Here is a 17,772-nt window from a genome sequence, read left to right as displayed (position 1 = left end):
GCGCCGAGATTGATAGAGTCACGAGATATTATTTGTTTGCTGCATAAGGCGTATCACTCCCAGGCTTCGGATTTACATATTTCCGTCAACTCTCCGCCGATGATGCGTGTGGATGGACAACTGCAGCCGATCGATGAGAGTATGACATCCCCCGGGGATGCACTTGCGATGGCGGAGAAGCTGCTTGGAAGCGAGAGAATGGAACATTTTCAGAGTGTGGGAGAGCTTGATTTCTCTTATCCGTTAGAAGACGGAATACGATTTCGTGTGAATGTCTATAAACAACGGGGGTTCGTCAGTATAGCAGCTCGTTCTATTCCAGCACAAATACCGTCTCTTGAACAGCTAGGGATGCCTTCTGTCTTGTCTAGTCTGGCGATGAAACCCCAAGGACTTATTCTGGTTACAGGCCCTACAGGGAGTGGCAAATCTTCTACGCTAGCCGCAATGCTGGACTATATAAATCATAGTGAACGCAAGCATATTGTTACTTTGGAAGATCCGATTGAATTTTTACATACCCATGGGACTAGCCTTGTGGATCAGCGGGAAGTTGGCAGCGATACGGGAAGTTTCTCGAATGGACTCAGAGCTGCGCTGCGGCAGGACCCGGACGTTATTCTAGTCGGTGAAATGAGAGATTTGGAGACCATATCAGCAGCAGTAACAGCAGCCGAGACAGGACATCTCGTATTATCCACGCTTCATACAACCGATGCTCCACAGACCATTGATCGTATTATTGATGCATTTCCCGGTCACCAGCATTCACAGATTCGTTCCCAATTGGCATCCGTGCTCGTAGGTGTCATTTCTCAGCGGCTCTTTCCACGTGCAGAAGGTAGGGGGCGTTTATGTGCATCAGAAATCCTCATTAACACCCCGGCAGTTGCGAACTTGATTCGGACAGACAAGACGCATCAGATCAGGAACGTCATGCAGACCGGACGTACACTAGGAATGCACACCTTGGAAATGTCTGTTCGGGAGCATCTTCAGAATGGACTAATTCTACCATCCGCGGCGAAGTCGTATATCGCGGAGGTGAGCAGCTGATGCAACAGTTCGAGTATCAGGTTAAGACAAGCGGTGGCAAGCAGCTGAGAGGTAAGCTCAGTGCCGTAGATAAAGCTTCTGCCATGGAGGAACTTCGAAAGCGCGGCTTGACCGTATTCTCATTGGTCGAGACGAAACAGACGATTTTATCCATGGATATATATATCGGCAATCCGGTCAAACCTATTCATTTCATCATCTATTGCCGCCAGTTCGCGACATTAATCCGTGCAGGAGTGTCGATTGTGGACGCTACAAGGATTTTGGCAGAACAGACAGACAGTAAACCATTACGGAAAGCATTGATTGATGTCAACTCAAGCCTGCTTCGGGGGATATCATTCTCACAATCGGTGCAGGATCATAAGAAGATTTTCCCGCCCTTATTCGTAAGTATGATTCGCGCTGGTGAAGAGTCAGGGGATCTGGAAGGTACGCTGGACCGCCTGGCTCTCTATTACGAGAAACAGCATAGCACGACAGAGAAGATTAAATCTGCATTAACGTATCCGGTGACGGTTGGGGTTATGGCTGTTGCTGCTGTCGTCTACCTGCTATGGGCCATTGTGCCACAGTTCGTCTCGATGTTTGAGTCCATGAACGCGGAGCTGCCTGCTATTACTAAGATTGTACTCGCGCTCAGTGAAAGCATCCAGGGACAATGGTACATCTGGTTGCTTGCTGTTCTAGTAATAATCGTCGCCTATCAAGTATTCAAACGGACGGAGCGCGGTGCGTATTGGCTTGATTATGCGAAGCTCAAACTACCCGTGTTCGGCAAGCTTAACCAGAAGGGGTCCATTGCCCAGTTCACACGTACTTTTGCCTCCCTCTATGCCAGTTCTGTACCGGTGCTTCAGTCTTTAAGCATTGTGGAAGAGGTAGCCGGTAACAAAGTCATCGGGCAATACATCCGTAGCGCAGGCGATTCCCTCAGGCAGGGTAAACCTTTATCCGAACCTTTAAAAAAGGCATGGGTATTTCCGCCTCTTGTGACTCAGATGATCGCGATTGGTGAGGAGACGGGGGCACTGGATCAGATGCTCTCTAAGGTCGCAGATTTTTATGAGATGGATGTCGAGAATACCGTAGATCGTCTCAAGTCACTGCTTGAACCGTTGTTGATCGCTTTTCTTGCAGGCGTGGTAGGTGTCATAGTGGCGGCTATTATGCTGCCGATGTTCAGTATGTACGGCAATATGTAATGCCTTGTCATAGATTTAAATTTTGGAGAGGGGTGACGCCGGGAGAGTGAATAATTAAGTGGTATGCTCATCATTCGACCCGACGAATAGCAGCTCTAATGTAAATGATGTTAATAGTTGTAACTTAACGTGAGATTTATTTCGTAGTTTAAGTAGTCGTCCTTTGTTTGTTTTGTAGATTCATAGATTCATAGATTCATAGATTTATAGATTGTTCAGTACGACAATATTCTAAAGGGGGATTTTCCCATGTTGACCAAAGCTTTGAAGGCTAGACAAACAAGATTGCAAGATGAAAAAGGTTTTACGTTGATCGAACTCTTAGCTGTTATCGTTATTCTCGGTATTATCGCAGTAATTGCTATTCCTATGATTGGTAACATCCTTGACAAGTCTAAAAAAGATGGAGATGTTGCAACTGCTCGTCAAGTTTATGACGCTGCAAGAATGTATGTAATCGGTGGTGGCGGTAGTTTAAAAGGAGAGTTTAAAAGTGCTACTGTTACACTTGGAGAGCTTAAAAGCGAAGGATATATTGAGAAAACCATTGTAATGCCAAGTATAAAAGAAGAGTTGGATGAGACAAAAACAAAAGTTGTATTTAGTGCTACTGGAGATTTGGAGTCTGTGATGCTATCCCCTGCTACAGAGAGTAAGGCTAAGGAATTTAAAGCTAAGGAAGTGCTTGGAGTTGCCCCCGCAACAAATTCTGGTTCAGACACTAGCGGTAAGTAATTATAATACTCACCCACAAATCAGTGCCTAACTCCTCCCTCTGCCAAGAGCGGAGAGGACGGAATCGTACTGGAGAAACGCCAGTGGTCGCCTTTGTCTTCGGATTTCCCCCTTGTACAAATCCATTCAGGAAATCCGAAGACAACAGCGATCGGAAGTACGATCCGTCCGCGCAGCGGTCTCACGATCCGTCCGCGCAGCGGCCTCACAAGCGCAACAAACCAGGAGTTAGGCACTTATCCTCCCCTCAGGAATCGGGAACAATCACCCCCGGTTCCTGTTTCAAATTCAAGGCAGAAAGCGGACTGAACAGCAATGACGACGATAATAGCAATCTATATCACTTTCATAGGTATAGTACTTGGTTCCTTCTATAATGTAGTGGGTCTACGGGTTCCGCTGCGGCAATCCATTATACGCCCGCCATCACAGTGTGGTACATGCCATAAGCGGTTATCAGGTCGTGACCTGATCCCAATACTTAGCTACTTGTTCGCAAAAGGGAAGTGTAGACATTGCGGAATCAAAGTATCTGCACTTTATCCCATGGGCGAAGCGGTCACAGGTCTGCTCTTCCTATGGCTCTATTTACGTTTCGGGCTAACCATGCAAAGCATCATTGGCTTTGTGCTTGTCAGCATGCTGGTTATTGTAACCGTGTCAGATCTGAAGTACATGCGGATACCTAATTCAGTCCTGCTCTTTTTCCTGCCGATTCTAGGTGTCCTAACCTTGCTCTTTCCTAGCGGTTCAATCTGGCAACACCTACAGGGCGCAGTGCTTGGCGGAGGAATCGTTCTGGTGCTGGCATGGTTCGGCGGCATGGGGATGGGGGATGTGAAGCTGTTTGCATTATGCGGCTTTGTTGTTGGCTTTCCGGGTGTGATTCTAGCATTTCTTACAGCTTGTTTACTAGGAACTATAGCTGGAGGAACTCTCATGCTGCTAGGTATCATCAAACGACGGCAGCCCGTTCCCTTCGGACCTTGGTTAGCGGTAGGTACCCTCATTAGTTATGGTTACGGTTCACAGATTATTGGCGGGTATCTCTCGCTCATCGGTTAGGAGGATATACGCATGCTCGGTATAGGTCAAAAAGCAGCGGGTCTTTCCATAGAACAAACAGGGATCCGCTACGTTCGGTTAAAAAAGAAAACTTGGGAGTTCGACAAGAAGTGGTTTCTCCCTTTGCCGCCGGGTATCATCGAAGAGAATCAGATTGCAGATGGCGTTGCGATGCTTGAACTCCTTAAGAAGGCTGTAAAGGATGCTAAGTTAAGAGGCACTGAGGTGTCGCTTTCAGTTCCGCCTTCTCAAATGATTGTCCGGAAAATGGTTATTCCTAGCTCCGACAGTAAGCAGGTTGAACAGCTCATTAAGCTGGAGGTAGAGACAGGTCTACACTTACCTTTTGACAATCCGGTATATGATTATGTGGAGACGGAGACCATCGATGGGCACGTGCATCTTCTTGTATTTGCAGCCCCGCGTAAGCTCATTCAAGCTTATGTAGATGTTGTTGAGGCCGCAGGCCTAAAAGTGAGCAGTGTTGAAATATCGGGTACCGCATTAGCGCGAACGATATCCCTTGGTCAGGGAGAGGTATTCGCAGAAACCATGCTGATTCATATGGAAAAATCCCTGCTAGACGTGTATATGTTCCATAATGGTGATCCGGTATTTATGCGCACGATTAACTTGTACGATCTGAATTCGAGGGAACGCATTAGCGATCATTCGGAGACTGAACCTAATGAGAATGCGCAGATTGGAACGAGACGGCTTGCTCCCGAACAAATTGTTGAGGTTACCGCAGAAATATCAAGAATGCTGAACTTCTATCAATACAGCTTACATGATGGGACCACTCGTATTCAGGATATCCTTGTAACAGGACAAGCTGAACACCGAGAACAGTTGTATCAAGAGCTGCGACAATCCATGTCTGAAATCCAGCTGCATGCGGTTGATCTTCTTCAACTTCAGGATATTGCCTCACCTGATCCTGACATCAATGAATATCGTTTGGCTGCAGGAGCAGCACTGAAAAACTCCGGTGGACATAAGGTGAATCTGCTACCACGCGAAGATCGAGAGAAGGTGTTGTTCCCATATGTTGCAGCAGCATTGGTAGGTATATGGGTTCTCGGTGTAGCGGCTACAGGTACTTTTTACGTGCTGAACAAAGGGCAGATTAGTAATCAGGATGAGCGGTTGAATGCACTGCGTGATCAGCGGAGTAGTGTAGAGCAGGAACTAACTTCGCTCAGCAGCAGTGGACTTGGGCAGACGGAACGAACGGAAGCCATTGAGGACATTAAGCAGCACCGAGAGAGTGCGGTTCAGATTTTGAAAGAACTTGTGAAGAGTCTGCCACAGGGGAGTACATTGCGGGATATTGGCTACAGCTACCGATCTAGCGTAGATCTAACAATCTATGTTCAAAATATGGAGCAGTCCTCGGAGTATTTAGTGAATCTACGCAGATTAGCATTTACATCTGATGCAATGATTCTAAAGCTGACCAAAGGAACGCAGGGTCGAGATGCATCAAGTTTGGATCAGGATTTTTATACAGCTGTCTACCGAGTGAATCTGAAGTCGGGCAGCGGTTCAGTGGATGAATCAGTGAATGAATCAGTGGATGTAGAGAAGGAGGGCAACAGCAATGGAACAGTTGAATAAATATCGGTCCACGATTGTACTTGGTGTGCTGGTTCTGTTCTTGCTGTTGTTTGCCTTTTTTATGCTTGGACTGCAGCCTACAATGGATGAAATGAATGAGCAGAAATTAGAGATGGCCCGCATTGAAAAGGACACGGCTATCCTACAGAGTAAGGTGGATGAGATGAAGGGTACGGATAGTTCAGGCGAGCTATCCGCAGCAGAATCTTTGACTGCACTCCCACAGAGTGACAGCGCTGATCAATTGGTCCTAGATTTACGTTTAGTAGGTGCTAGATCACAAGCAACGCTAAGGAATGTCGACTTTAATCTAAGCGGTATAAATGAGATTTTCCTCATGACGGGGAGCAGTCAAGGTGAATATCCTTTCATTAAAGAAGTAAAGATGAACGCAGAAGTGGAAGGGAGTTACGAGCAGATCTACGCGTGGATGCAGGAGCTTGAGCGATTGCCAAGGCTGATGAAGGTCGACTCATTCCGTTTTCAGCAACCATCCGGTACCCAAACGGAGATAACCGCCAATATTGTGTTTACTGCTTATTATGAAGACATTCAGGGAGAAGCAGCAATCGTGAAATAATGATCCATTTTCAAATATATGTCTAGATAACCGGCCTCAAGCTATTAGAGGACCGGTTTTTTGTATAATTTGAGCGTTCATCATCTCAGTCTCTGGACGGAGACGAATTTCAGCCACAAGGACGTTTGTTGTCTTTATTGTGTGTGTTACATTATTTATAAATAATCTCGTGATACACACAGCATTGGAGCTGCAGCACATATAGAAATTGGAGGCTACGCATGCCATGGAACAAAAGCGTCATGATCTACACATAGCAGGAGTAGGTAAAAGCGCCGGAGGAATATATGGAAAAGTGCAACTAGACGGAGCAGGGACAATTAGTGGGGATATGGATTGTACTGATTTTGTAGGTAATGGAAGTGCCAGTATAAAAGGTTCTCTAACTTCCGAAAAGATTCGGATCAATGGTAACGGAACGGTGGATGGACCCGTCGACGCTGTGGAAGTACGTGTTGATGGACACGCGAAAGTGAAAGGTCATCTGCGCACTAGAATTTTGAAAGTGAACGGGCGGTGTCATGTTCAAGGTGACGTGAACGCTCCAAACATTGAAATTGGTGGTTCCTTAAAAGCCGAACATATTCAAAGTGAAAAGATTGAAGTGAAAGGAAGTTTTAATGTCGATCGTTCCATATTTTCTGAAACGGTAGATATTCGCTTGTTTGATCGTTCGGAGGCGTATGAAATCGGTGGGAACTTCATTCAAGTTCGAAAAAAAGGACTGCGAATCTGGGAACAATTATCTTTTTCCTTTAGGCCTGTTCGATTATTCGTGCGTGTGATCGAAGGGAACGTGATAGATGTAGAGTATACGGAGGCTGACATCATCCGTGCCAATCGTGTTATTCTTGGACCAGGCTGTAAAGTTCGTGTAGTTGAATATAGTGAGGAGTTTATTCAGGACCCTTCTGCAGAGGTTGGAGAGGTACGCCTGATTTAATAAATGCATGGATGAATCATGCGGATAATCTTGATTTTGGCAGATATGAATTAAATGAAGGTAAGGAGGCTCATTAGATGACAGAATATGCAGCAGAGGTCAGACAGGATGTATTGATAATGGGGAATGGAACATCTGCTGGCGGCACACTAGGTAGAGTACGCATTAATGGGGATGGACGAATATATGGTAGCAGCGATTGTATGACCTTCCGTTGTAATGGAACCGCCGTCGTGGAAGGAAGTATGCGTAGCATGAATGCCAAGGTTAATGGGCAACTGAGCGTGGATGAACACTTCGAAGCCGAACAGTTAAAGGTGAACGGTGGGATGAAGGTAGGTGGAGGTAGCCGGATGGGGCAAACTCACATCAACGGTGATTTATCTGTAGGGCACTCACTCTCAGCGGTGAAGATGACGATCAATGGAACCGTACAGGTTGGTGATGAGATCGGTGTGGAAGTTTTGTTGGTCAGAGGCCGACTTCATGCTGGCGGTATACTATATGGTAGAGATATAAACATAAAGCTGTTTGGGGATTTTTCCAGAGTATCTAGTATCACGGGGCAAGTGATTTCTGTATCGACCTCACGACTGGCTAGAATGATCGGATCACCACGTGTAGCGAGTCTGCGTACCGAACACATTGAAGGTGATGAGATCTTTCTTGAGAACACCCAAGCGGATACAATACGCGGCCGCACTGTAATCATCGGAAGAGGATGCGTGATTGGGCAGGTTATCTATAGCGATCAGCTTAAGATTGATAAAGATGCGGAAATTATTAATATTGAACGCTATTAAACGGTAAGAACCAGAAGATGCGAATCCTCTGGTTCTTTTTATATGTCATAAATCAGGGTTAGGGGTTGCTTACACCATCCTCGACAACAGGAGCCTTAGGTAAATCCCGTGAGCTTGGAAGCTCGCCGTTGGAAGGGTTCATACCTATGATCGTGCTTTGTCCACGGTAGATATCACGGGATATTCTCTCCCGATCGGTGATCTTTCCGTCGACCTTTTTGACACGGTAGGTTTCCACAACGTATCCCGGTTTTCCATTTTGGATGACTTTGTGATTACCAGAAGGCAGTGACGTATCACGGACGTATTTGAGCGGAGCGGGAATACTCTGAACGGTCTGGGATTCGAGCGAATACACCGTATTCTTCGGAAATGTACCGAAAAATTTAAGTGTGAGCGTCTTTCCGTTCACTTCAGAACGGATGAGTAAATGCTTGCCCGTATTGTTGCGAAATCGGAAATTGATATATCCTTCAGCAAAAGTGGCATCTTGTCCTTTGGGCAAATAGTTGACCGGCAGAGAGTGATTGCGGCGTTCCGTTACTTCAAGTCCTGTCAATAGAACAGCATTATAGATCGTGCTAGACACTTGGCATATGCCTCCGCCGATGCCTGGAACGAGCTTACCGCTAACAATTACGGGCGCCTCCTTAAAGCCGTATTTATCCTGTGCTCTTTCAACAACTTCTGCATAATTAAATTCATCACCTGGCTTTAGAATCATCCCATCCACAGCCTTGGCAGCTGAAGTTACGTTGTGAACTCTGCCTGGTCCGCTTGCTCCTAGATATGTCGAGAACTCAATTATTTTTCTTTCGATTCCTTCAGCTTGGAGTGATTTCACTGTGATGTCTGGCGCATGTAAAGTTAGCGGGATTTCCATGAAGATGTCTGCAGGTGGATTCATCTCAAGTGGAGAGAAGTCGCCTGGGATGGCTGCGTTAAATCGATCGCCAAGTGCTGTCCAATCGATTCGGAATGTCGTCTGCTCCGGTGAATAGCGCACAATGTCATCTGAAATGGTACGTACTGCATTAACCGGTTCGCCGAACCGTTCCCTTTCCCATTCGGTGTGGAATCGTCTCTTCAGAACGTCCTGATCCCATGTGAGCTGGATGCTCCAGGTCTGTTTGAATTTGTAGCGGTACACAGCCCGTTCCCACAGTCCACCTTCCATTAAACGTGATACAGCACTGCGAAAATCATCCGCTTCATATTGCACACCTGCATCTTGAAGGCTTACAACTTCGTCATCTCCGTTCATATGCTCTCCGCCAAATCGAACCTGAATGGCCTCCATGTCGCGTAAGCGATTATCTAACTCATGAAGAACCTCGCTTGTTGATTTACCTCCGATATGCCAGCCGGACAGGGTTACATTCTTTGGAAGAATGTTTTGATTAACATAGAGGGTCAATGCCCCGTAACAAATAGAGGAAAATAGCAAAATACTAGTGACAATGATAAGACCAATGTGAATTTTTTTCATGAGAACCCACCTTCTTATACTTCTGGTTAGTCGTAGTTCAAGCACCTTTTAATGTATATGTCACAGGCCTGTTAAACTTTCGGGTACTCAAAAGGTAACAAATTTGTTACAATAGGTGAGTCTTGAGGATTTTTCATGGATTTTAAAGGAATTAGATGGAAAGTGTCGAATGTATAAGGGCTAATCAAGTAATGGGAAGTGATGAAGTGATAGAAATGCAGGATGTTTGGAAGACCTATCAGAATGGCACCCATGCACTTCAAGGGGTCTCCGTGAAGATTGACCGCAATGAGTTTGTTTACGTCGTCGGACCGTCTGGCGCAGGTAAATCGACATTTATGAAACTCATCTATAGAGAAGAAGTACCAACTAAAGGACAAATATCAGTCAATGGATTTAATATTGGTAAGCTGAAGCAACGTAAGATACCGTATGTTCGGCGTAATATTGGAGTTATTTTTCAAGACTTCAGATTGTTACCGAAGCTGACCGCTTATGAGAATGTTGCGTTCGCTATGGAAGTTATTGAGGCTCCTACACGTCTTATGAAGAAACGGGTCATGGAAGTACTGGACCTCGTAGGACTGAAATCGAAAGCGAACCGCCAACCCGCACAATTGTCAGGTGGGGAACAACAACGGATTGCCATAGCCCGGGCGATTGTGAATAATCCTTCCGTTATTATTGCGGATGAGCCAACCGGTAACTTGGATCCGGAGACATCGTGGGGAATTATGCAGCTCCTGGACGAGATTAACTTCCGGGGAACGACCATTGTGATGGCAACACATAACAAAGATATCGTAAATACAATGCGTAAACGCGTTATTGCTATTGAAAACGGACAAATTGTCCGAGATCAGGCAAGAGGGGAGTACGGATATGACTTTTAAGACCTTCCTACGGCACATACGGGAAGGGGCCAAAAGCGTATTCCGGAATGGCTGGATGTCCGTTGCTTCAATAACCTCGATCGTAGTGTCATTATTTATTCTAGGTGTATTCATATTGTTGGTGTTGAATGTAAATGCATTGGCAGATAAAGCCGATAGTGAAGTACAGGTGAGTACATATCTTAATCTGAACGTGGATGAGGAGATGCGTGCAACCATAGAGAAGGATATCAAGGCGATGCCTGAGGTTAGCTCCATCCGTTTTGTCTCAAAGGACGAAGGCATGAAGGAATTAACCGAGAGCCTTGGTGAGGAAGGTAAGGATATGCTGGAGGGCTTTAATAACAAGGATCAGAACCCCCTGCCAGATTCGTTCGTCGTTGAAGTTGTTGAGCCGACTACGGTTCCTCACTTAGCTGAGAAGATCAGTGCTCTTAACGAGAAGCATCCGGAAAAGCCTATTTTGAGAGTGAAGTACGGGGAAGGCACGGTTGAAACCTTGTTTAAGATCACCCGTACGGTGCGGAATATCGGATTTATTTTCGTAGGGGGTCTCGGCCTCATGTCGATGTTCCTGATCTCTAATACCATTCGGGTTACGATCCTAGCTCGTCGCCGTGAGATTGGCATTATGAAGCTGGTGGGAGCAACGAATAACTTCATTCGCTGGCCTTTCTTCGTTGAAGGTGCCTTGATCGGATTCATAGGTTCATTGGTTACGGTAGGTGTGCTGTTCCTTGGATATAGCCGCCTACAAAATGCAGTGAAAGGTGATATCACACTAGCACAAAGCTTGATCCCACTAGGGGATATATGGATGCTGCTTGGAGGATTAATTCTTCTACTTGGTATGCTGATTGGCATTTGGGGTAGCACGATGTCCATTCGTAAGTTTTTGAAGGTATAACTTTATAACTGTTGATAACGTCATTTTGTTTCAAATATTTCGATAAATATTTTTTATTTAACTAGATCACTGAAAAAGGATGGGGAGCGCAAGTTGAAAAAGATCGCCGCCGGATTAGCCGCCTTACTGTTGGCTGCAGTCGTATTCCAACCCTCTGCCGGATTAGCTGAAAGTAAAACATCTGCCGATGTTGAACGTGAACTTGAAACACTACAGGAGCAGGTCCGTCAGGCCCGCAACCAAAAGAATAAAGCTGCTGAGCAGAAGCAAGAGGCGCAGCATTACAAGAATAAAACGAATAGATCATTGGAATATGTAATGGATCAGATCAATACTGTAAGTAGCGAGCTTTCTAAAATCTCCGTTAAGATCGATGAGACGGAAGAAGATCTTCGTGTAACGACACAAGAGTTGAAGTCAGCGGAAGAACGGATTGCTGCAAGAGAGAAACTTTTGGAGAAACGTATTCGTCTTATCTATATGGAAGGTGATGTTTCTTATCTGGATGTGCTATTGTCATCCACAAGTTTCACAGACTTCCTGGAACGTGCAGATTCACTGAAGACGATTGTCGATCAGGATCAGGACCTTCTAGTTCAACATAAACAGGACAAGCTTCTTGTGCTTGATAAGAAGAAGGAACTTGAGGGACAGTATGCGAAAGCTAAAGATCTGTACGCCCAGATGGAAGAACGTAAATCGGAGCTTAATGACAAAGAGAAAGAGAAGCGAGTTCTCATTGCTAAGTACGATCAGAAGATCGAAGTATCGGATGATATCTCAGCTGAGCAGGAGCAGATGCTCGTAGCATTAGCTACGAAACGTTCTAACCTTCAGCAAGAGAAGAACAAGTTATTGGCGGCTGAAGCAGCTAAAAGAGCAGCAGCAGCTAAAGCAGCAGCTGAAGCTAGAGCAAAGGCTGCAGCTGCGGCTGCAGCGAAGAAACAGCAAGCTGCAGCTTCCCATAAACCGTCCAGTGGTGGCGGTGGCGGCGGTTCGTTCGCAGGGAATGGCGGTCCGTTCGCAATGCCGGTATCCGGAGCTTATTTGTCTTCACCATTCGGAACGCGCACACACCCGGTTACGGGTCAAGTATTGTCTATGCATACAGGACAAGACCTTGCAGTAGCTGAGGGTACAGAAATCCGTGCAGCTGAGAGTGGTACGGTTATCTTAGCGGAATGGTGGAGCAGTTATGGTAACGCCGTAATTATTGACCATGGTGGTGGTGTGTGGACGCTTTATGGCCATATCCGTAATGGTGGTACGAAAGTGCATGAAGGTCAGCAAGTTACTCGTGGACAGAAGATTGCAGAAGTGGGTTCCACGGGACGAAGCACAGGCCCTCACTTACACTTTGAAGTTCGGATTAATGGAACAGCAGTAAATCCGACTCCTTATCTGTAGTTAATAGAAAGAGCCGCTGTATAAATATTCCCCGGAAGTTAATCATATACTAGGACGACCGGGGAGCTACGAAATGAATGAGCTGATACGTACAAAAGGCGGTGAAATCCATGTTAAGAAAGAGAACGGTCGTATTCCTGGTAGTAGCTGCTATGCTATGCGGCGGACTACTGACAATGGCATTCACGCAATTGCCGAATCTGGCAGGTTCGAGTGCTAGCGGAGAAGGATTGCTTGCAAGTATATCCAATAGTGGGCTCGAGCAAGCGGAAGCGAAGAAGATAGGCACGGCTCTCGATTTAATCGAAAGTAACTACTATCAGGACATTGACAGGGACAAGCTGGTCGATGGAGCGATTAACGGAATGATGGAGTCACTGGGTGATCCTTATTCCAATTACATGGGCAAGGTTCCAGCAGCACAATTTGAGGAGAGTATCGAAGGCTCTTTCAGTGGTATTGGTGCTGAAGTATCCTCCGTCGATGGAAATGTAGTTGTCGTTTCGCCTATTAAAGGGTCTCCGGCTGATAAAGCTGGAATTCGGGCGAAGGACGTGATTTTATCGGTTAACGATGAATCACTGCAAGGGCTGGACTTAAATGCTGCAGTAGCAAAAATCAAAGGTCCAAAAGGTTCAAAAGCGGTTATCAAGGTGAAACGCGCTGGTTCAACAGAACCTATCGAATTTGTTATTATCCGAGATAACGTGAACTTAGAAACGGTTACGTCCCGCATGGAGAATGATAAGGTTGGTATTATCGAGATTTCCCAATTCTCCCTTAATACAGGTGATCGCTTTAAGGAAGAACTGAAGAAGCTTGAAGACCAAGGCATGAAGGGGCTCGTGATTGACGTTCGGAATAATCCAGGCGGTGTACTCTCTGTCGTCATTGACATTGCGGAACAATTTGTACCGAAAGGCAAGCTGATTGTTCAGGTTGAAGACAAGGACAAGAAACGAGAGAAGCATCCTTCTAAAGGAGACTCTAAACCATATCCTGTTACGGTACTTATGAACAAGGGTAGTGCCAGTGCTTCCGAGATTCTTGCCGGAGCATTGCAGGAGTCTGCTGGAGCCGTCTTGATCGGTGAGAATTCTTTCGGTAAAGGTACGGTTCAGACAAGTTTTGATAAGCAGTTTGGAGACGGTAGCTTACTGAAAGTAACAATCGCCAAATGGTTGACACCAAATGGAACGTGGATTCATGAAAAAGGTATCAAGCCTAACCTTAAAGTGGATCAACCAGATTACTTCTCGGTTGCACCGATTGATAAGAAGAAGACCTTGAAGTTCGATATGAATAACTCAGATGTTAAGAATGCTCAAATCATGCTTGAGGCTATTGGATATAAACCTGGACGGAAGGACGGTTACTTTGACCGTGCTACGGAGAAAGCAGTGAAGAGCTTCCAGAGCAGTCAGAAGCTTAAGGCGGATGGTGTAGTAAATGCCGCAACAGCTGAAGCACTTGAGGCTGAGTTAATCAAGAAGATTCAAGATCCGAAGAATGATAATCAAATGAATCGCGGAATCGCCGAGGTCCGGGAGGAAATTGCGGCTAAGGCGTCGAACAAGTAAGAAGGCTGAACCTTAGCCTTCTTTTTTTCTTTTTGCTCAAAGGAATCAAAGGATGTGTTTGAAGAGGAAGGAGAGTGGCACACTTTTGGAGATAGCGAAAGAGTTGCTGTGGCTCGCGATGGATGCAGGATTACAGCTGCTGATGCAGCCGTTTTATTATATTTCAATTATTTTGATCGCTTTACTGTATCGCAGGCAAGTGTTGTTAGAACGTAAACTGTTTCATGTTCGGCTAAACGGATGGGGACTTCAGACGTGGAGGACATTCTTAGGAGGTCTTATCGCGGGGCTTGCAGTATCTGTTGTGATGGCTTTTCTAGGAATATCCTTAACCTTTGGTGCTGTGCTATGTATTTGGGTAACCGCCATTGTACTCATGCTCTTCCGTGTTAGGTTTTTATGCTTTGCTTATTCTATCGGGGTACTTGGCATCACTCAGTTTATATTAAGCTGGTTTCCACAATGGCAGCCTAATGGATTCATAGGTGATATCAAGTCGACGATTATGGGGCTTGATATTCCATCGCTGCTTGCACTTGCGGCAGTGCTTCATTTTGCGGAAGCTGTGCTTGTTGTAATACAAGGCTCGAAGTTTGCAACGCCGCTGTTCCTTGAAGGGAAGAGAGGTAAGCTTGTTGGCGGGTATAACATGCAGAGCTTCTGGCCATTACCATTGTTCCTGCTGGTCCCCGCTACAGGGGGAAGTATGGTTCTCCCTTGGACACCATTCTTTGGCGGCGAGGGCTGGAGCAGTGGGTTTGGGATACTCGTGCTGCCTGTATTAATTGGCTTTGGAGAGATGACACAGAGTATGCTGCCTAGGCAGAAGGCTTTAGTGACTTCCAAGAGACTTGTGATCTATAGCGCTGTACTGCTTGCACTGAGCTTACTTGCTGAATGGTGGTCACCGCTTATGATTGTTACAGCACTGGCAGCACTTGGTCTTCATGAAGGACTGGTCTGGTACAGTCGTTATGAGGAATCCCAGAAGAGTCCGGTATTTGTAAACCCCACGAAGGGTTTGCGTGTGCTTGCCGTACTGCCGGGAAGCCCAGCAGATGAGCTAGGCATTCTCGCCGGTGAAACCATTCTGAAGGTGAACGGAGCACTAATCCATAACAAGGAAGAACTGCATGCTGCACTCCGTCAGAACTCCGCTTTTTGTAAGTTGGAAGTTCAGAATCATCAGGGCGAGAGCAAGTTTATGCAGCGGGCAATATATGCAGGTGACCATCATCAATTAGGTGCGATTGTTGCTCCTGGTCCAGATGATCATTTATCTGTGAAGATGAAGCCGCTTAGTCTATTTACTATTGTAGGAATGAAGCTGAACGTACGTAATAAAAGGACTGCTACGCCCAAGTTGCTTGCACCAGGTCAACCTGAGGATAAGCAAGATACGATTGAGCTTTAGAGTGGAAAACAACATGATCAGAGCACTACTTTCCCCCTCCGATTCGGAGGGGGTTTTTATTCGTGATTGTGATAAGTCTGCAACATCTGAGTGTCTGCAATCGTTAGATATATAACATCCATAATTAGGGATTTTAGAATAGGGGGGCCAATCACATTGAAAGCTTCACTTAAAATACTAGCAATAATACTCGGAATTTCAGGGGTGTTAGTGGTTTCTGGTTGTACAGAACTTGGGGATAAGGTTTCTGATCATGAGGTATTGGGATCTAAGCCACAAGTCTCTTCAGCGCCAGTATCCGGACCCGAACCGAAGGTGAAGAGTACATATAAAGATGGTTTTCTATATTTTGAAGGAATGGTAGCGGCAAAACGCAGTGGAGGACAAAGTCGTAGTGTGCTAATCATTCAAGGTTTGAATGAAGAAGTAGCGATGAATTCAAGCTGGGACGAACTTGTGAAGATTGGTCAAAAGAATAAGAGCGGAGCTTTTTATCCCGTGTCTAGCGAGCAGTATAAACAGCTTAAAGTAGGACAGCTGGTGCGTATGACTTCAACTCAGCAGGAGGATACCAACCCTCCTCTTAGAAATACGCAAACGATGAAGATCATTAAAGAACCTCAACTGATGCAAGTCACTGGCTTTCGGGATGATATTGTGACAGGGTATGTACTTTCGATTGAGATGAAGGAGAATCTTATTTCATTAAATATTAGTGATTGGGTGAATAGGAACAACCGTGGAGCAATCGATAGTATGATGCACAGCATCAACATTCCATATGATGGAGACACTAAACTTTTGGATGGACTTGGTCAGAAATTAAAGGTTTCTGAACTCAAGGTAGGAGACAAATTGGAAATTATTCCGAATAAGAATTGGTCTTATGAACGCATGGACGATAACAATCTTCAGACACAGCAAGTGACCCGGGGTACGATGACGCGAAGTGAGAAATTGAAGTATATGCTAGCAAGACCGGGGACCATCCATACCGTGGTGGTTTACGAAGAAGGAGCAGTGCCTCCTAAAGATGAAATGGACTTTGGGCGATACGTACCAGGCGCCTATAGTGGAGGTATATCTTGGGTGCCTTATCGTAAAGGGGAAGCTATAGACTATAAGGAGGAGCTTATGGTGACAACGTTCCCCGCTTTTATCGTTTTCGACGAAGAGGATGCTATATATCAGACAGACTCCATTCGTAAGCTTCAGAAGTGGTTTAATGATCGGGCTGCAGCGGCCAAGGGATCAACAGCGGTGGAGTAGTAATTGATATCGTTACTCCATTAATAAAAAAAGGGACTCCCATATGAGAGTTCCTTTTTTGATGCAATAGAACTAAGCCTACCTCAGCTCTTGTTGCCCAGTGTACCGTTTACCTTTTTTAAATAAAAGATAGCAATCTGCGTTCGGTCTCGAAGATTTAACTTACTGAGAATCTCAGTAACATAATTCTTAATCGTGCCTTCGCTAAGAAATAGATGACCAGCAATCTCCTTATTGGATAGTCCATCGGAGATCAGAGCAACGATATTCTTCTCAGCAGGGGTCAGCCCATATTGCTCCAATTCGGGAGGCTGCCAAGCGAGCGGTGAAGTTGTAGTTGGACGAAGCATTCCTGTAAGCTTGCGCGCAATGTCAGGGTGGATAAGCATGTTACCGTCATGAACGGTTTTGATCCCTTGAATAATACGGTCTGGCGGAATGTTCTTCAGTAAATAACCGCTCGCTCCGTTCTGCAGTGCCTCAACGATGTAGTCATCGTCATCAAACGTTGTTAACATTAGCACGCGCACGTCGGGATAATGATCCCGAATGAGTCTGGTTCCCTCGACACCATCACATATAGGCATCCGAATATCCATCAGCACTACATGGATCGTAAGACCATTCCCCATGAGCTCCATGGCTTCAGCACCATGTGCCGCGGTTGCAGTTACCTCTACTTCAGGATCCATGCCGATTATAAGCTTTAAGCTCTCCCTGATAAATGGATCATCATCCACGATCAATACAGATATCATCTCAACATTCACTCCTACTTTTGTAGTTCAGCTACTCAGCTATATTCG

The 17,772-nt window shown here is 45.6% G+C and carries 17 protein-coding genes; 14 read left to right on the top strand and 3 right to left on the bottom strand.

The window, feature by feature from the left end; translation table 11 throughout:
- The first annotated feature begins 12 nt into the window (after positions 1-12).
- From ACK8P5_RS23225 to ACK8P5_RS23215, 3 genes are all read left to right on the top strand, one after another.
- Complete coding sequence (locus ACK8P5_RS23225; RefSeq protein WP_422661558.1) at positions 13-1,056, top strand: type IV pilus twitching motility protein PilT; 1,044 nt, start codon at positions 13-15, stop codon at positions 1,054-1,056.
- A complete protein-coding gene (locus ACK8P5_RS23220; RefSeq protein ID WP_422658543.1) occupies positions 1,056-2,261 on the top strand; it encodes a type II secretion system F family protein in 1,206 nt (401 codons plus the stop codon). The genes ACK8P5_RS23225 and ACK8P5_RS23220 overlap by 1 nt, the downstream gene beginning before the upstream one ends.
- A 249-nt stretch (positions 2,262-2,510) precedes the next feature.
- Positions 2,511-2,996, top strand: a complete 486-nt coding sequence (locus ACK8P5_RS23215) for a type II secretion system protein (RefSeq protein WP_422658542.1) — start codon at positions 2,511-2,513, stop codon at positions 2,994-2,996.
- A gap of 20 nt (positions 2,997-3,016) precedes the next feature.
- Here the strand turns inward: ACK8P5_RS23215 and ACK8P5_RS23210 are convergent, their stop codons facing one another.
- Positions 3,017-3,232 (bottom strand): hypothetical protein, encoded by a 216-nt coding sequence (locus tag ACK8P5_RS23210; protein ID WP_422658541.1) that lies wholly within the window; start codon positions 3,230-3,232, stop codon positions 3,017-3,019.
- Between the two features lie 79 nt (positions 3,233-3,311).
- Between ACK8P5_RS23210 and ACK8P5_RS23205 the strand changes: the two genes are divergently transcribed.
- The 5 genes from ACK8P5_RS23205 to ACK8P5_RS23185 all read left to right on the top strand — a co-directional run bounded on the left by ACK8P5_RS23205 (position 3,312) and on the right by ACK8P5_RS23185 (position 8,007).
- Positions 3,312-4,061, top strand: a complete 750-nt coding sequence (locus ACK8P5_RS23205; protein ID WP_422658540.1) for a prepilin peptidase — start codon at positions 3,312-3,314, stop codon at positions 4,059-4,061.
- A 12-nt stretch (positions 4,062-4,073) separates the two neighbouring features.
- On the top strand, positions 4,074-5,681 hold the full coding sequence (pilM, locus tag ACK8P5_RS23200; protein WP_422658539.1) for a pilus assembly protein PilM: 1,608 nt from the start codon (positions 4,074-4,076) through the stop codon (positions 5,679-5,681).
- Positions 5,665-6,261 (top strand): type 4a pilus biogenesis protein PilO, encoded by a 597-nt coding sequence (pilO, locus tag ACK8P5_RS23195; RefSeq protein WP_422658538.1) that lies wholly within the window; start codon positions 5,665-5,667, stop codon positions 6,259-6,261. The genes pilM and pilO overlap by 17 nt, the downstream gene beginning before the upstream one ends.
- Before the next feature lie 226 nt (positions 6,262-6,487).
- Entirely contained in the window at positions 6,488-7,204 is a 717-nt protein-coding gene (locus ACK8P5_RS23190) for a polymer-forming cytoskeletal protein (RefSeq protein ID WP_422658537.1), read from the top strand.
- A 77-nt stretch (positions 7,205-7,281) separates the two neighbouring features.
- Entirely contained in the window at positions 7,282-8,007 is a 726-nt protein-coding gene (locus tag ACK8P5_RS23185) for a hypothetical protein (RefSeq protein ID WP_422658536.1), read from the top strand.
- Positions 8,008-8,065: 58 nt separating this feature from the next.
- Here the strand turns inward: ACK8P5_RS23185 and ACK8P5_RS23180 are convergent, their stop codons facing one another.
- On the bottom strand, positions 8,066-9,496 hold the full coding sequence (locus ACK8P5_RS23180; protein ID WP_422658535.1) for a VanW family protein: 1,431 nt from the start codon (positions 9,494-9,496) through the stop codon (positions 8,066-8,068).
- Between the two features lie 206 nt (positions 9,497-9,702).
- Here ACK8P5_RS23180 and ftsE point away from each other — a divergent pair, with 206 nt between their 5' ends.
- The 6 genes from ftsE to ACK8P5_RS23150 all read left to right on the top strand — a co-directional run bounded on the left by ftsE (position 9,703) and on the right by ACK8P5_RS23150 (position 16,966).
- Positions 9,703-10,389, top strand: coding sequence for a cell division ATP-binding protein FtsE (ftsE, locus tag ACK8P5_RS23175; protein WP_422661557.1), 687 nt, complete (start codon positions 9,703-9,705; stop codon positions 10,387-10,389).
- Complete coding sequence (gene ftsX, locus ACK8P5_RS23170) at positions 10,379-11,296, top strand: permease-like cell division protein FtsX (protein WP_422658534.1); 918 nt, start codon at positions 10,379-10,381, stop codon at positions 11,294-11,296. The genes ftsE and ftsX overlap by 11 nt, the downstream gene beginning before the upstream one ends.
- A 93-nt stretch (positions 11,297-11,389) precedes the next feature.
- On the top strand, positions 11,390-12,703 hold the full coding sequence (locus ACK8P5_RS23165) for a murein hydrolase activator EnvC family protein (RefSeq protein ID WP_422658533.1): 1,314 nt from the start codon (positions 11,390-11,392) through the stop codon (positions 12,701-12,703).
- 110 nt (positions 12,704-12,813) lie between these two features.
- Complete coding sequence (locus ACK8P5_RS23160; protein WP_422658532.1) at positions 12,814-14,283, top strand: S41 family peptidase; 1,470 nt, start codon at positions 12,814-12,816, stop codon at positions 14,281-14,283.
- 85 nt (positions 14,284-14,368) lie between these two features.
- A complete protein-coding gene (locus ACK8P5_RS23155) occupies positions 14,369-15,697 on the top strand; it encodes a PDZ domain-containing protein (RefSeq protein WP_422658531.1) in 1,329 nt (442 codons plus the stop codon).
- Between the two features lie 156 nt (positions 15,698-15,853).
- Positions 15,854-16,966 (top strand): DUF3221 domain-containing protein, encoded by a 1,113-nt coding sequence (locus ACK8P5_RS23150; RefSeq protein ID WP_422658530.1) that lies wholly within the window; start codon positions 15,854-15,856, stop codon positions 16,964-16,966.
- An 83-nt stretch (positions 16,967-17,049) separates the two neighbouring features.
- Here ACK8P5_RS23150 and ACK8P5_RS23145 read toward each other — a convergent pair whose 3' ends face one another.
- Positions 17,050-17,724 (bottom strand): response regulator, encoded by a 675-nt coding sequence (locus tag ACK8P5_RS23145; RefSeq protein ID WP_422658529.1) that lies wholly within the window; start codon positions 17,722-17,724, stop codon positions 17,050-17,052.
- Positions 17,725-17,772 lie beyond the last annotated feature (48 nt).

The organism is Paenibacillus sp. EC2-1, from assembly GCF_049311625.1.
In the GTDB taxonomy this organism is placed as follows: domain Bacteria; phylum Bacillota; class Bacilli; order Paenibacillales; family Paenibacillaceae; genus Paenibacillus_AQ.
Note: the sequence above shows the minus strand (reverse complement) of the source record. Positions and strands in the feature narration are given on the sequence as shown.

Coding starts and splice junctions, on each gene's coding strand:
- pilO (WP_422658538.1), top strand. CDS start 5,665: ATGGAACAGTTGAATAAATATCGGTCCACGATTGTACTTGGTGTGCTG.
- ACK8P5_RS23205 (WP_422658540.1), top strand. CDS start 3,312: ATGACGACGATAATAGCAATCTATATCACTTTCATAGGTATAGTACTT.
- ACK8P5_RS23185 (WP_422658536.1), top strand. CDS start 7,282: ATGACAGAATATGCAGCAGAGGTCAGACAGGATGTATTGATAATGGGG.
- ftsX (WP_422658534.1), top strand. CDS start 10,379: ATGACTTTTAAGACCTTCCTACGGCACATACGGGAAGGGGCCAAAAGC.
- pilM (WP_422658539.1), top strand. CDS start 4,074: ATGCTCGGTATAGGTCAAAAAGCAGCGGGTCTTTCCATAGAACAAACA.
- ACK8P5_RS23160 (WP_422658532.1), top strand. CDS start 12,814: ATGTTAAGAAAGAGAACGGTCGTATTCCTGGTAGTAGCTGCTATGCTA.
- ACK8P5_RS23190 (WP_422658537.1), top strand. CDS start 6,488: ATGGAACAAAAGCGTCATGATCTACACATAGCAGGAGTAGGTAAAAGC.
- ACK8P5_RS23145 (WP_422658529.1), bottom strand. CDS start 17,724: ATGATATCTGTATTGATCGTGGATGATGATCCATTTATCAGGGAGAGC.
- ACK8P5_RS23215 (WP_422658542.1), top strand. CDS start 2,511: ATGTTGACCAAAGCTTTGAAGGCTAGACAAACAAGATTGCAAGATGAA.
- ACK8P5_RS23180 (WP_422658535.1), bottom strand. CDS start 9,496: ATGAAAAAAATTCACATTGGTCTTATCATTGTCACTAGTATTTTGCTA.
- ACK8P5_RS23220 (WP_422658543.1), top strand. CDS start 1,056: ATGCAACAGTTCGAGTATCAGGTTAAGACAAGCGGTGGCAAGCAGCTG.